We start from the raw sequence: 13,344 nt of genomic DNA, 5'->3' as shown, positions 1-13,344 counted from the left end.
TCATGAAAAATCCCTACCAACAAGCACTGGAACAATATAAAACTGTGGAATTACAAACACGTGTCGAAGCAGCTACCCCTCATGAGTTAATTCATTTGCTACTGCAAGGCGCACGCTCTCAAATTGCTACAGCGCAGGGTAATATACAGCGTAATCAGACTAGAGAGAAAGGCGAACATATTGGGAAGGCCATCAGCATTATCGATGGCCTTAGAAGTAGTCTGGATCATGAAAATGGAGGGGAAATCGCTGAAAATTTAGATAAACTTTATGATTATATTCAACGAATTTTGTTAAAAGCTAATTTAAGTAACGATATCGAGTTATTAACTCAAGCTAATCAGCTTCTTTCCGAAGTTCACCAAGCCTGGCAAAGTATTAAGGAAAATAGCCAGGATGTGCAGTAATGAACTATCAACAAGCCTGAAAAATTTGTAGATAGACGTATTCACATAAGATATACGTTTATTTATGGCGTGCCGTTAAAGCAAGTCTTTTGGAAAAACACCTTCTTTTTGTCTAAAATATAATCAATAGCTTTGGTTTTGTCACTTTTGCGAACAATCTGGTATTTATGGTTCAAATCTCAAGGAGGAAATTAAATAACAAACCAAATTATCTTTATACTTTCTATTCCAAGGAGGAAGCCATGTTAAGATGGGCGCTCATTTTTTTAATCATCGCAATCATTGCCGCTGCTTTTGGTTTTGGTGGAATTGCCTCAACCGCTGCAAGTATTGCACAAATATTATTTTTCATTTTCTTGCTGGTATTTATAGTACTGCTAATTATGGGGTTAATTGGTCGAAGAGGCCCTCCACCTCCAATATAATATTGGATAATGCTCTGTTCCAGCTAAGGAAATTGACTCCCTGCGGCATCACCGCAGGGTTTATAGCCAATATAATTCATAATTAAAATCATCTAAAATCAGCGACTTGTTCCATTTTTGTCCCATGCAAGAATTTTAATTTTTATTTAATATTATCTTAAGCAAAAATGAAATTACTGCTCTTTTGTCGAATCATGATAAACTTCAAGACAATGATTTTTTAAGTCACTAAAATAGAATGCCTTAAAAAAGCTTATGAGGCCAATAAGGAAGAAATTGCCAGTCTTATTACAAAATCCTAGTGAAATATCTCGCTTAAGCAAACTTCAACAGCGAGCCACAGAGCGCCACAAAAAGCTTCTGGGAAACCCCAATAAAGAAAAATTAATTTTTCATCGATTGAATATTGTTATTCAGACAAAACAATACTTATTAGAGCAAAATGAAAATAAAGCCTCTCAAATCCTAAAGAATAACGAAACATTATTTGTTGATAATCAAAACAGCAGCAGCTTCTTAACAAAGATACTTTTAATTTTAGGAATTACAACTCAGCCTCATAAGTTTTTTGCTAGCGTTTCTACAAACAAACCTAATACTGTTAAGGTAGATGAAAGATTAACAAATAGTTGTCTTTAGAATAAACAGGAGACGGCTTGCTATATTTGATTCTGTTAAACAACAATCAAATATAGAAGCATTACAAGTTGCGGAGGAAAAGACCAGGTAAGGGCCTACCGTTATGGAAAACCTATTTCTCTAAGGATGAAGTTCGACAATCCCTTGAAAATTAACCCAACGGTATTTCTCTATTGTGATAGAGTCGAGCATTTTTCTTCAATGAAAGCATAGATATCTCCACAATCGCTGGGTAACAGGGTATCAAAGCCGGAGGGTTGGATAATGGCAATCCAAATTGACATTAGACGCGCAAATTACCATTAAATCACTCATTGTGTTTATAAAGTTTTTTCTCTGTATGCCGCTAAATCAATTACCAGTCATAAAATTAGACTTATTTTATGAAAAAGCTGATAGCAATTATAATAATAATCGCAGTTATGCTGCCAACAGCTTGGGGTTATACTCGATATGGCGAAAGCCTTTGCAGGCTTCCTGATTTCTATTGTATTAAAATCAAATCTGGACAAACCTGGAGCAATTTATTTCCTAATAGCGAAGAAAGAGATATTGTCAGACGTGTTAACCGAATGAATATCCGCCTTCGCACCGGAATGATCATTGCTGTTCCTAAAAATCTGGACCGGATAAGCATCTATGATGTAGCCCCTTTCCCTCGTTATATTGAATCGGATGGAGAAAAGACGATTTATGTCAGCCAGGAGAAGTTGGCTTGGGCTGCTTATGATGAGGATGGTGAATTGCTCTGGTGGGGACCCATCTCATCGGGAACTGATCATTGCACTGGGGTACCAGGGGGTTGTACTACACCTTCAGGATCATACCGAATCATTCGCAAACAAGATATCGATTGCGTCTCTACTGCATTCCCAAGAAGAGCTGATGGTAATCATGGTGGTGCCGAAATGCCCTTTTGTATGCATTTCTTTCGTGGTTATGCCTTGCATGGCAGCACAGAGGTTCCCGGTTATCGTGCAAGCCATGGTTGCATAAGAATGTTTACTGAAGATGCTCGTTGGTTGAATCAAGAGTTTATCGATATACCAGGTGGCGGCATAAGAGGCACAAGAGTTATAATAGGTTCCGCGCAGGAAAGAGCAGATTAGGCAAAGTTTCTTCTACAGGATTTACGAAGCACAGCATAGACCTCGCGGCTCAGGCGAGGTCTATATAGAAGAACAGGAGATAATGACCTCTATTTTTCCAGCGAAGAAAGAAAGGAATCAGTTTCCTTAGGCAATAACTCTATAAAATTGCCTCTTGCAAGTCCTCGAGGCATAGTAATACTGCCATAACGGATACGGATAAGCCTGCTTACTTCTACTCCTTGAGATTGCCATAACCGTCTTACCTCCCGATTACGTCCCTCTGTCAAGATCACATGATACCAGGCATTGCTGCCCTCTCCACCTCTAAATTCAATACGTTTAAATTGCGCTATACCATCTTCGAGTTCGACACCCTTCAACATAGTGCTTATCGCCTCATCGCTGACCTGGCCATGCACTCGAACCGCATATTCTCTTTCCAAACCAAACTTCGGATGCATTAAACGATTGGCAAGTTCACCATTATTAGTAAAAATTAATAATCCTGAGGTATTGATATCCAATCGCCCTACCTGAACCCATCGTCCTTGTTTTAAATAAGGCAGGTTATCAAACACCGTTTTTCCGTGTTTGGGATCATAACGACTTGAGATTTCACCAACAGGTTTATGATATAGCAAAATTCTTGTTTTTATATGAGATTTTAATGGGTTGGTTATCAGGCGCCCTTTTACACTAATTTTGTCTTCAGGTCCTGCAGTATCTCCCAGTTTGGCTACAGTGTTATTTAGATGGATTAAACCTTGTTCTATCCATCTCTCCATCTCTCTTCTGGAACCAAACCCAGCCTGACTCAATATTTTTTGTAATCGTTCTTTCATTCAACACACTCTTTTAAAGGTTGCCTGGCAGTGATTACTACCGAATCACTGATTTCATGCAATGTGGGTAGTTCATCAAGATTTTTTAAATTAAAATAATCCAGAAAATGCTTGGTCGTTATATAAACGGCAGGCTTTCCGGGCACATCCCGATGTCCAGCGATCTTTATCCAATCACGTTCCAGCAAAGTCTTCAACATGGAACTACTAACAGCCACACCACGAATATCTTCAATATCTGCTCGTGTAACTGGTTGTCTATAGGCAATAATCGCTAAAGTTTCTAATAAAGCCCGGGAATATTTAGATGGCTTTTCTGTGTATAAACGACTAATCCACGGGCTATATTTAGATTTTGTCTGTATGCAATAACCACTCGCCAACAATTTTAATTCTATTGCCCTGTCTTCATAATCTTTAGCCAATGCTTGCAACACCGTTTCGAGCTGCACGCGCCCTGGTCTTTCCCATTCTTGAAATACTGACTGAAGTTGCTCGACAGTCAGAGGTTCAGTTGAATGCATTAATAATGCTTCTACTACTCTTTTAATTTCAGTCTCATCCATCACACACAGCCTGTAAATGAATTGATGAAAATGCTTTTGTTTGGGTAATCGTCAATAATGATTGCCTGGCTAATTCCAGGATGGCTAATAAGGTGACAGCCAATCCCATTCTTCCTTCCTCATCTTTAAGCAGGCTGGCAAAAGCGATTGTTTTTTCTTCTTGTAACCGTTTAAGTACAATTGCCATCCGCTCTCTTATAGACAAGGGTTCTCGTGCAATTTGGTGATGAACCAAGTGACTTTGGCGGGTAAGTAAATCTTCCATTACTTCAGTTAGTAACGATAACTCAACATCAGGGAACAATTTTATGCGTTCAAGGTTTTCCGAGGCGATTGAAAACCAGAAAACATCTCGTTCACAACGAGGCAAGTTATCAAGCGATACTGCTGCATTTTTGAATTGTTCATACGCTTGTAGTTTCCTTACCAGTACCAATCGAGGATCTTCTTCAGTTTCTTCTTGTTCCTGATTGACTACCGGTAACAACAAGCGTGATTTAATTTCAGCAAGCATTGCTGCCATTACCAGGTATTCGGCAGCCAATTCCAGGCGGTGCGCTTCCATTAACTGAATATAATTCATATATTGCTGAGTAATAAGTGCAATGGGGATATCCAAAATGTCAATATTTTGTCGGCGAATAAGATAAAGCAGCAAATCCAGAGGACCAGAAAAGGAATCCAGTAAAACCTCCAAAGCATCCGGAGGAATGAACAGATCGGCTGGCGCTTCTGTGAGCGGTTTGCCCGCAACGATCGCCAGTACAGGCAACTCTGGAGGGTTTGTATCCATTAATAATCCAGACCCATTGTCTCCCTCACATCATTTAATGTTTTATTGGCTTCCTCTCTGGCAGCCTCGCTTCCTTCAGCAACAATCCGCTTGACTGAGCCCAAATCTGCTTCATATTCTTTAATCGCAGTCTGGATAGGTTTTAATTCCTGATTAATGGCATCAATGACCGGACGTTTACAATCAATACAGCCTATACCTGCTGTACGACAGCCAGTTTGAACCCATTCCTTTACCGTTTCTGACGAGTACACTTTATGTAATTGCCAGACAGGACATTTCTCCGGTTCTCCCGGGTCGGTGCGCTTAACCCGCGCAGGATCAGTTGGCATAGTCAGAATTTTCTTCTCAACCTGCTCAGGCTCTTCGCGCAAGCCAATTGTGTTACCATAAGACTTTGACATTTTCTGCCCATCAATTCCTGGCATCTTTGATGTCTCAGTAAGCATAGGCTGAGGTTCAGGAAGTATAATTTTCCCTGAACCATCCAGGTAGCCAAGTAACCGCTCCTTATCACCGATAGATAAGTTATGCTGATTAGCTAATAATGCCCTGGCTGTATTCAATGATTCGTGGCAGCCATCCTGTTGAAACTCTCTACGTAACTGGCTATATAACTTGCTATTTTTTTTACCCATTTTTTTGATAGCCTCAAGCACCAATGCTTCAAAGTTGGGTTCACGGCCATAAATATGATTAAAGCGTCTGGCAATTTCTCGTGTTAATTCGATATGAGAAACCTGATCTTCACCAACAGGCACATAATCAGCTTTATAAAGCAGAACATCAGCACTTTGAAGAACAGGATACCCCAAAAAACCATAAGTGGATAAATCCTTATCATGCAGTTTATCTTGCTGATCCTTATAAGTAGGTACACGTTCAAGCCAACCTAAAGGCGTAATCATTGACAACAGGAGATGTAATTCGGCATGTTCTGGAACCCAGGATTGAATAAAAATCTTTGACAGGCTGGGATTGATTCCGCAGGCAAGCCAATCAACAACCATATCCCATAAAATCTTTTCGATAAAACCTGGCTCATCATAACGGGTAGTAAGCCCATGCCAGTCAGCCACAAAGAAAAAGCAATCATATTGGTGCTGTAGTTTAAGCCAATTTTTAAGCACACCATGATAATGCCCCAAATGCAGACGACCACTGGCCCGCATTCCTGATACTACGCGTTTACTTGCACTGAATATAGCTGACATCGAAACTCTTCACCCTTTCTATTATCTGAACGGTTCCGGATCTCCCCTGCCTTCACGAAGAACGACAGGGTAATCCCCAGTTAAATCGACGATAGTAGTTGGCTCATGGCCACAGTTACCCCCATCGATAATTAAATCAATTTGATTGCCCAGTAAATCCTTGATTGCTTCAGTTCCACCTAAAGGTGCCGTTGCTCCAGGCAAGATCAGTGTGGTGCTCATCAGAGGAGCTTCCAGACAATCGAGTAAGGCTAAAGTAATATTATTGTCCGGTACCCTTAAACCCAAGGTTTTACGTTGTGGATGAAGCATTAATCGGGGGACTTCATGGGTGGCATTTAAAATAAAGGTATAAGAGCCAGGAGTAAACGCCTTAAGCAAACGAAAAATTGGATTTGAAACTTTTGCATAAGTGCCCAACTGCGACAAATCTCGACAAACTAATGTCATATTATGATTCTTATCCAATTGACGCAATGAACGAATTCTCTCAAGGGCAGCCTTATTCCCCAACTTACAACCTAATGCATAACCTGAATCGGTGGGATAAACTATTAATCCACCCTCCTGAATTATTGTTACCGCCTGCCTCAAAAGACGCGCCTGTGGATTATCGGGATGAATTGCAAAAAACTGACTCATAAAGACCTCATTAAATGTCCCATTGTTGCCATATTGGTTTACAGTTTATCGGGAATTGTTGCTGTCCTCCAAGAGACAAGCGCGACAAACCATCCCCATGGTAATCTGAACCAGTTGAACCTAACAATTGAAAACGTTGGCAAAGCCCTGCCATCGCCTGAATCTGCAGCTGAGTCATTTCACCAGAAACAACCTCAAGGCCGGTACCACCAACCTCTTTAAACTCTTCAAGTAAAGTATGCAACTTCGTACGTGTTAATCCGTATTTCAAAGGATGTGCCAGCACAGGCTCCCCACTTGCCTTTTTTATCCCCCCAACTGCATCAGCAAGACTAAGCCAGGGTGTTTGCACATACGCAGCCTTGCCTCTACCTAAAAACCGCTTAAATGCTGTTTGTATATCACAAACCAAGCCTTCACTGACTAAAACCTGTGCAAAATGGGGACGACCAACCCGTTCATGCCCTGCAATCTTACAGGCTTTACTATAAGCTTCATCAATCCCACAATATTTCATTTGCTCGGCAATCTGCAGGGCACGCGTAATTCTACTCTCATTTTGACGGCTAATCAGTGCCTGAATGCCGGGATCTTGCGGATTAATATTTAAGCCAACAATATGGATTTCATGCTTTTTCCATAGGACGCTAAACTCAATTCCATTAATAATTCTAATCAATGAATTATCAGCTGCGTCATGGAGTGATTTCAACCCGGCTGTAGTGTCATGATCAGTCAAGGCTAATATTTTAATTTTTGATTCAACAGCCTTATTCAATAAAGCAGCAGGGCTCAGTCTTCCATCCGAAAAATTACTATGGCAGTGTAAATCTATCATGAAAAAAATAATCGAGAATAGTAAAAATAATAAAACATCAAGTGCTCTTTAAGGGTAGTATACTGACTAATAGTCCTAATTGCATGGATTTTGTCAGTTATTTGCACCAGAAATAATTGCAATTATCTTGTTGCTGTGTTTTCCAAGAAGTGCGGTTTTTCCTTGAAAGTGATAGCCTAGATAGAGCGCTAGCGAAATAACACTAACCGTAGTTTTTATCGCACTCTCTAAGAGGAAATCTTGCACCCCGGCTCACTTATGCACTATTCTTAGCATATAACAAATAAGATTTTTTATATAGACATTGAGCAGTAAGTTAAGAAATGAAAGATTACAATACCCTTCCTTAAGTTCGCAGCAACTTGCCAATTTATGCGGTGTTCTGCATGAAAACATTAAACTCCTGGAAGTATTTTTCAATATTACCATTAAAATAGGCCATGATGAGGTACTCCTGTTGGGTTATTCGCCTGCAAATTTGTTGAAGGCAAAACAAATTATCAGGCAACTTCACCAACTTGCAAGTGAACCTGTTCATAGTGAAACTGTTAACTCTTTTTTGAAAAACAAGGAATCTCAAACAATCATGTCGCAATCTATTCGCTTAAGCCGTAAAACAATACTTCCTCGCAACAACAAGCAAGCTGATTATTTAGATGGCATCAACAAGCATGATATAACTTTTGCCGTAGGTCCTGCAGGAACTGGTAAAACTTATCTGGCAGTCTCCAAAGCGATTGAAGCTTTCGAGAAAGGAGAGGTTCAACGTCTTATTTTTGTTAGACCCGCAGTAGAGGCAGGGGAAAAATTAGGATTCCTTCCTGGTGATTTGGTCGAAAAGGTTCTCCCTTACCTTCGCCCCATTTATGATGCCTTATATGAAATGATAGGTTTCAAGGAGACACAAAAACTTATTCAGACTGATGTGATTGAAGTATTGCCATTAGCCTTTATGCGGGGCAGAACATTAAACGAAGCATTTATTATTCTGGATGAAGCCCAAAACACCACTGTCTCTCAAATGAAGATGTTTTTAACCCGTATGGGATTTGGTTCCAAAGCGGTAATTACAGGAGATATTACACAGATTGATTTACCCAAGGGGGTCGAGTCCGGTTTATCCCATGCAGTGAAATTACTTACCGATATTCCTGCGATCAGTATCCATACTTTTTCCAGCCGGGAAGTAGTCAGACACCCTCTGGTTTCGCAAATTATTGATTCATATGAACATGTTCAACAGGATAAAGAATAATGAACTACCATATTGATGTGCAACTGGCATGCAAAGAGCCTCCTCCTGTCAACGAAGATTTATTAACAACCTGGGCTAAACTACCACTTGTTGAGCAGATAAACTCAGCCGAACTCACCTTAAGGCTGGTTGAGAAAGAAGAAATAACGCAATTAAATCATCTCTACAGGAAGAAAAACAAGGCAACGAATGTACTCGCATTTCCGAGCAACCTTCCTGATAATATCGAACTTGAATACCCCTTGCTTGGCGATGTAATCATTTGCCCGGCTGTTTTACAAGCCGAAAGCATTGAACTGGGTAAACCGCTGTTGGAACACTGGGCACTTATTGTCATTCACGGCGTCTTGCATTTATTAGGCTATGATCATATTAGGGAGGAGGATGCAGAAATCATGCAGGCTTTAGAGATTAAACTGCTGGCTGAACTAGGCTTTTCAAATCCATACCACACAGAGGATAGTAATGTTGAGTAAAGAGGATGAGCATAGCTCCTTGTTAATGCGTATCAAACAATTTTTACAGGTAGAACCTCAGAATAAGGAAGAATTGGTTAATTTATTACGTGACGCTCACATTCGCTCGCTTATCGATTCAGAAACGCTAACCATGATGGAAGGCGTTATTCAGTTTTCTCAAATGCGTGTTCGTGACATTATGCTCCCTAAAAAGCAAATGACATCCATCTCACAGGATCTGCAGCTTAAAGACATCATTGACATAGTCACCAGTTCTGGCCATTCCCGTTTTCCTGTAACAGGCGATCATAAAGATGAAGTAATCGGCATTCTACACGCCAAGGATCTGTTACGTTTTCAGACAGAGAAAAATACAGAGTTTGACTTGCATGATATTATCCGGCAGGCGACTTTTGTTCCGGAAAGCAAGCGTCTTGATTTGTTGCTCGGTGAGTTTAGAAGTAATCGAAACCACATGGCAATTGTGGTTGATGAGTACGGAACTGTTAGCGGGTTTGTGACTATTGAAGATATCATTGAGCAAATTATTGGTGATATTGAGGACGAATTTGATATTGACGAGGAAGCCTATATCAAAGCCCACGGCGACGCCTATTATATTGTTAAAGCTCACACCCCTATTGAAGAATTTAATGAACAGCTAAATGCCAGTTTTAGCGATGAGGCTTATGATACAATAGGTGGTATCGTGATGACAAATTTTGGATATTTACCCAAGCGCGGGGAAGTAATTACAATTAATCAGTTTGAATTTAAAGTGCTGAATGCAGATGCAAGACGCATTAAATTGCTGTCATGCTTTGATAAGCGGGTAATAAAAGACAAGTAAATTTGAGGACAATTGAGTCAATGAACAATAATATCTTGATTGTAGATGATGATACCGAACTTACAGAGCTTTTAGTACAGTATCTGGAACCTGAAGGCTTCAATGTGGTATGTGTGCATGATGGTGAAAATGGCGTAAAAAAAGCGCTGAATCAACCCTTTGATGCAATCATTCTGGATGTCATGCTGCCCAAATTGAATGGGTTTGAAGTGCTGAAAGCCATCCGCGAGCATTTGGAAACACCCGTTTTGATGCTGACTGCTCGTGGTGACGACATTGACCGGATCGTCGGGCTTGAAATCGGAGCTGACGACTACCTGCCAAAACCATGCAACCCCCGAGAATTAGTAGCCCGGTTGCGCGCCATTCTCAGAAGAACCCAAAAAATTCCCACCCAACGTCCCATTATAGAACATCATGATATTTTAGTTGACTGTTCCAAGCGAATAGCTACACATCATGGCGAACCGATGGAGCTAACCAATGCAGAATTTAATATCCTTGAGATGCTGATTAAGTCCCCAGGTCAAGCCTTTTCCAAAGAAGAACTAACTGAATATGCGTTAGGCAGGAAATACACAGCCTATGATCGCAGCATTGACGTTCATATTAGTAATCTGCGAAATAAACTTGGGGATAATCAGGAAGGAGAACCTCTGGTAAAAACAGTTCGCGGCTTTGGATACATGTTTAATGCGTAGCCTGTACTGGAAAATCTTTCTGTCTTTCTGGTTAGCAACCATCCTGATTATTATTACAACCGCCTGGGTAACCAGTGAAATTGCTCAAAAATCCTCTATTCCAGCCCGTGAACGAGTTTTTATGGATAGTTATGCCAATGCAGCAGTGGTTACCTTTGAATCAGGCCAACATGCTGCATTGGTCAAATGGCTTAATCAAATAGGCATGTCAAGGAAGATGACCCTGTACTTGCTAAGCAGTACCGGAGAAATTATAGGCAATCAAACATCCCCTGAAATCGTCAGACAAATTTCTGAGAACCTGATTAAAGGGGAGCTTGATGATGGATTGCTTAAATTTGGCGATATTATTGTCAGTCATGAAATCCTGTCAACGTCAGGAAAGGCTTACAGGCTTGTAGCTGTCAGTGAAAAGCCTTTAGCCCATTTTGTAGAAATTCCCTGGGCAGGACTTACCATACGCTTGACTATCGCTATTTTTATCAGTGGCCTTATCTGTTATCTACTATCTGTTTATCTGACCCAACCATTACGTTCTTTAAGAATGGCAGCAAAATCCATTGCCAAAGGAAAGCTAAGTACTCGTGTAGGGCATTTCAAAGGTCATCATCGCGATGAAATAGCAGAGTTAAGCGGGGAGTTTGATCGTATGGCTGAACAGTTAGAAACGATTATTAATTCCAAGGAGCGTCTTTTACAGGACATTTCTCATGAGTTACGTTCTCCCCTTGCCCGTTTACAGATAGCTGTCGAATTAGGAAGGAAAAAAGCCGGTCATCTGGCAGAAGCAGAATTTTCTCGGATCGAGGTAGAAAGTTTACGTTTAAATACCTTAATAGGGGAAATTCTGGAATTCGCAAGACTTGAAAAATCAACTATACAACTCAACAAAACACTTATAGATTTACCTGCTCTACTTAAGCAAATCATCGATGATGCAAATTTTGAATTAAAATCAAATACTCCAGGGATATTTTTACGGGAAGTACAACCATGCCAATTATTCCTTGACGAACGCCTAATCTATCGAGCTATTGAGAATATTATACGCAATGCTGTACGCTACTCTGCACCCAACCCCAAGGTAAATGTCTATTTGCACTTTAATGATAATCATTCGCAAGTCTGGATTGATATTGAAGATAATGGACCAGGCGTTCCTGAGGAGCAACTGCAAAAAATCTTTAACCCGTTTTATCGGGTAGATACTTCAAGAGAGAAAAGAACAGGAGGCTACGGCCTTGGTTTGTCCATCGCTCAGCAAGCTATAAAATTGCATCATGGTGATATCCTGGCCCGAAATCGTGAAGAAGGTGGTTTATTGGTTAGGATCAGCCTCCCTCTTTTATTAAATACTGCGACAAATACTTAAACAATGTTCAAAGCCAGACTAATTTGATCGATTTTCAAGCATTAGGCTAATACAGCGTTTCACTGAATCTGTCCAGTTTGTCATTCCCGCGCAGGCGGGAATCTATCTCTCAGGTGAAGTGAGGAGCTAAATTGGGCTATGGATTCCCGCCTGCGCGGGAATGACAATGTAAGACAGAATCAGCAGACTTAATTTATTCTTGTTTTCCTCTTATTAATTTCATTAAGATAATCAGGAATAACAAGCTGGGAAACTTTGTTTTGAAAAATACCCGCAAAATAGACAAGGCAAGTAGTGTTTTTTTCTTTCTGGGCTTTGTCACATCACAGCTTAGGCATTCATCATTTCTGTTATTGGCAGTCTCAGCGAATATAGCCTCTCTGCTCTTTTATTCTATTGGCTATGTACTTTGGTTGATCGCCTGTCAACTATATCCGGAACACCCGCCCCATAGAGATTATTGGTATGGTTTTGCCCAATTGAAAAATCAACACAGGACAGCAGCTGCTCTTGGTGGAGCTGCACTGGTTTGCTGCCTGCTAGGTTTTGCTTTCCCAATCGCACTGCTCTTTGCGAGCTGGTTATTTTTGCTTAGTAATATTATCTGGTGTATTGGTGAATACCATAAAAAACAAAATCCACCGACTTATGACCATAACTATTCAAGTACGCAACAGGAGGCGTATTTGCGCTATGCCGTCATTAGTACACTGATGAGCTTGGTGCCTGCAATCACCGCATCAATATGCTTATTTTTTCCTCCCGCCACCCTGTTTGCATTATTAATATCAGTTAGCTTGGGATTTTTACTGGGCACCTCAGCCTTATGTTCCTGGATTGACTGCAATCTTAATGAACATAAGCCCGACATGCTGCAGAAACATCCCGAGTTAATAGAAAGTTACGATATCTTATCTCAAACATTAGGTGCAGGACAAAAGCCAGCCTCAGAAGAAAACAACCCATCCTTCCAGCAATCCACCTCTTCATTATGGTCGAATCCTGATAAATGTCCTAATCATGAGCAGTCAGAGAATATTTTGCCCCCTTATATACCCAAGATAAATCAAAATACTAGGGTTTGTTGACAATTGGAGCCAGAGCCTACGTTCCGCGCTTTATGCTTCCAATTGGCCCTAAGTTTTTATTGACAAAGCTCTTATAATGCTGTTTAAGAGCTTTTTTATTTTAATGGAGTAAGAAGTGCTTGGTACAGGAACAACAGAAACGTTTTTTCGGGATGAGTTTTCT

At 40.5% G+C, this 13,344-nt stretch carries 16 protein-coding genes; 10 read left to right on the top strand and 6 right to left on the bottom strand.

The annotated features are described in order from the left end of the window. The first annotated feature begins 2 nt into the window (after positions 1-2). The 4 genes from fliS (at position 3) to E1O65_RS07845 (ending at position 2,580) form a co-directional block, all read left to right on the top strand. Complete coding sequence (fliS, locus tag E1O65_RS07860) at positions 3-407, top strand: flagellar export chaperone FliS (RefSeq protein WP_133133053.1); 405 nt, start codon at positions 3-5, stop codon at positions 405-407. A 242-nt stretch (positions 408-649) separates the two neighbouring features. After that, on the top strand, positions 650-832 hold the full coding sequence (locus E1O65_RS07855) for a DUF1328 family protein (protein ID WP_133133052.1): 183 nt from the start codon (positions 650-652) through the stop codon (positions 830-832). A 276-nt stretch (positions 833-1,108) separates the two neighbouring features. Further along, positions 1,109-1,471: a hypothetical protein gene (locus tag E1O65_RS07850; RefSeq protein WP_133133051.1), complete on the top strand. Its 363-nt coding sequence runs from the start codon at positions 1,109-1,111 to the stop codon at positions 1,469-1,471. 383 nt (positions 1,472-1,854) lie between these two features. Beyond that, the gene (locus tag E1O65_RS07845; protein WP_133133050.1) at positions 1,855-2,580 is read left to right on the top strand and encodes a L,D-transpeptidase; all 726 of its coding nucleotides are present in this window, start codon (positions 1,855-1,857) and stop codon (positions 2,578-2,580) included. 89 nt (positions 2,581-2,669) lie between these two features. Here E1O65_RS07845 and rluB read toward each other — a convergent pair whose 3' ends face one another. Genes rluB through E1O65_RS07815 form a run of 6 tightly spaced genes read right to left on the bottom strand, consistent with a single transcriptional unit; the run spans position 2,670 to position 7,457 of the window. After that, positions 2,670-3,404: a 23S rRNA pseudouridine(2605) synthase RluB gene (gene rluB, locus E1O65_RS07840; protein WP_133133049.1), complete on the bottom strand. Its 735-nt coding sequence runs from the start codon at positions 3,402-3,404 to the stop codon at positions 2,670-2,672. Beyond that, complete coding sequence (scpB, locus tag E1O65_RS07835; RefSeq protein ID WP_133133048.1) at positions 3,401-3,970, bottom strand: SMC-Scp complex subunit ScpB; 570 nt, start codon at positions 3,968-3,970, stop codon at positions 3,401-3,403. The genes rluB and scpB overlap by 4 nt, the downstream gene beginning before the upstream one ends. After that, entirely contained in the window at positions 3,963-4,763 is an 801-nt protein-coding gene (locus tag E1O65_RS07830) for a segregation/condensation protein A (RefSeq protein ID WP_133133047.1), read from the bottom strand. Before E1O65_RS07830 ends, scpB begins: the two co-directional genes overlap by 8 nt. Further along, a complete protein-coding gene (locus tag E1O65_RS07825; RefSeq protein WP_133133046.1) occupies positions 4,763-5,977 on the bottom strand; it encodes a tryptophan--tRNA ligase in 1,215 nt (404 codons plus the stop codon). Before E1O65_RS07825 ends, E1O65_RS07830 begins: the two co-directional genes overlap by 1 nt. Before the next feature lie 21 nt (positions 5,978-5,998). Further along, the gene (locus E1O65_RS07820) at positions 5,999-6,619 is read right to left on the bottom strand and encodes an L-threonylcarbamoyladenylate synthase (protein ID WP_133133045.1); all 621 of its coding nucleotides are present in this window, start codon (positions 6,617-6,619) and stop codon (positions 5,999-6,001) included. A 10-nt stretch (positions 6,620-6,629) separates the two neighbouring features. Continuing rightward, complete coding sequence (locus E1O65_RS07815; protein ID WP_133133044.1) at positions 6,630-7,457, bottom strand: PHP domain-containing protein; 828 nt, start codon at positions 7,455-7,457, stop codon at positions 6,630-6,632. A gap of 304 nt (positions 7,458-7,761) precedes the next feature. On the opposite strand from E1O65_RS07815, the gene E1O65_RS07810 reads away from it, so the two are divergent. The 6 genes from E1O65_RS07810 (at position 7,762) to E1O65_RS07785 (ending at position 13,181) form a co-directional block, all read left to right on the top strand. Continuing rightward, complete coding sequence (locus tag E1O65_RS07810; RefSeq protein ID WP_165474933.1) at positions 7,762-8,712, top strand: PhoH family protein; 951 nt, start codon at positions 7,762-7,764, stop codon at positions 8,710-8,712. Next, positions 8,712-9,188 carry an rRNA maturation RNase YbeY gene (gene ybeY, locus E1O65_RS07805; protein ID WP_133133043.1) on the top strand — a complete coding sequence of 159 codons (477 nt, stop codon included), beginning with the start codon at positions 8,712-8,714 and terminating at the stop codon, positions 9,186-9,188. Before E1O65_RS07810 ends, ybeY begins: the two co-directional genes overlap by 1 nt. Further along, on the top strand, positions 9,178-10,020 hold the full coding sequence (locus E1O65_RS07800) for a transporter associated domain-containing protein (RefSeq protein ID WP_133133042.1): 843 nt from the start codon (positions 9,178-9,180) through the stop codon (positions 10,018-10,020). The genes ybeY and E1O65_RS07800 overlap by 11 nt, the downstream gene beginning before the upstream one ends. A gap of 20 nt (positions 10,021-10,040) precedes the next feature. After that, positions 10,041-10,721: a two-component system response regulator CpxR gene (gene cpxR, locus E1O65_RS07795; protein ID WP_133133041.1), complete on the top strand. Its 681-nt coding sequence runs from the start codon at positions 10,041-10,043 to the stop codon at positions 10,719-10,721. After that, positions 10,714-12,093, top strand: a complete 1,380-nt coding sequence (cpxA, locus tag E1O65_RS07790; RefSeq protein WP_133133040.1) for a two-component system sensor histidine kinase CpxA — start codon at positions 10,714-10,716, stop codon at positions 12,091-12,093. The genes cpxR and cpxA overlap by 8 nt, the downstream gene beginning before the upstream one ends. A 260-nt stretch (positions 12,094-12,353) precedes the next feature. Continuing rightward, positions 12,354-13,181, top strand: coding sequence for a hypothetical protein (locus tag E1O65_RS07785; RefSeq protein WP_133133039.1), 828 nt, complete (start codon positions 12,354-12,356; stop codon positions 13,179-13,181). Positions 13,182-13,344 lie beyond the last annotated feature (163 nt).

The sequence above is a fragment of the Legionella sp. W10-070 genome (assembly GCF_900640175.1).
GTDB lineage: Bacteria > Pseudomonadota > Gammaproteobacteria > Legionellales > Legionellaceae > Tatlockia.
Note: the sequence above shows the minus strand (reverse complement) of the source record. Positions and strands in the feature narration are given on the sequence as shown.

Coding starts and splice junctions, on each gene's coding strand:
- fliS (WP_133133053.1), top strand. CDS start 3: ATGAAAAATCCCTACCAACAAGCACTGGAACAATATAAAACTGTGGAA.
- E1O65_RS07855 (WP_133133052.1), top strand. CDS start 650: ATGTTAAGATGGGCGCTCATTTTTTTAATCATCGCAATCATTGCCGCT.
- E1O65_RS07845 (WP_133133050.1), top strand. CDS start 1,855: ATGAAAAAGCTGATAGCAATTATAATAATAATCGCAGTTATGCTGCCA.
- rluB (WP_133133049.1), bottom strand. CDS start 3,404: ATGAAAGAACGATTACAAAAAATATTGAGTCAGGCTGGGTTTGGTTCC.
- scpB (WP_133133048.1), bottom strand. CDS start 3,970: ATGGATGAGACTGAAATTAAAAGAGTAGTAGAAGCATTATTAATGCAT.
- E1O65_RS07830 (WP_133133047.1), bottom strand. CDS start 4,763: ATGGATACAAACCCTCCAGAGTTGCCTGTACTGGCGATCGTTGCGGGC.
- E1O65_RS07825 (WP_133133046.1), bottom strand. CDS start 5,977: ATGTCAGCTATATTCAGTGCAAGTAAACGCGTAGTATCAGGAATGCGG.
- E1O65_RS07820 (WP_133133045.1), bottom strand. CDS start 6,619: ATGAGTCAGTTTTTTGCAATTCATCCCGATAATCCACAGGCGCGTCTT.
- E1O65_RS07815 (WP_133133044.1), bottom strand. CDS start 7,457: ATGATAGATTTACACTGCCATAGTAATTTTTCGGATGGAAGACTGAGC.
- ybeY (WP_133133043.1), top strand. CDS start 8,712: ATGAACTACCATATTGATGTGCAACTGGCATGCAAAGAGCCTCCTCCT.
- E1O65_RS07800 (WP_133133042.1), top strand. CDS start 9,178: ATGTTGAGTAAAGAGGATGAGCATAGCTCCTTGTTAATGCGTATCAAA.
- cpxR (WP_133133041.1), top strand. CDS start 10,041: ATGAACAATAATATCTTGATTGTAGATGATGATACCGAACTTACAGAG.
- cpxA (WP_133133040.1), top strand. CDS start 10,714: ATGCGTAGCCTGTACTGGAAAATCTTTCTGTCTTTCTGGTTAGCAACC.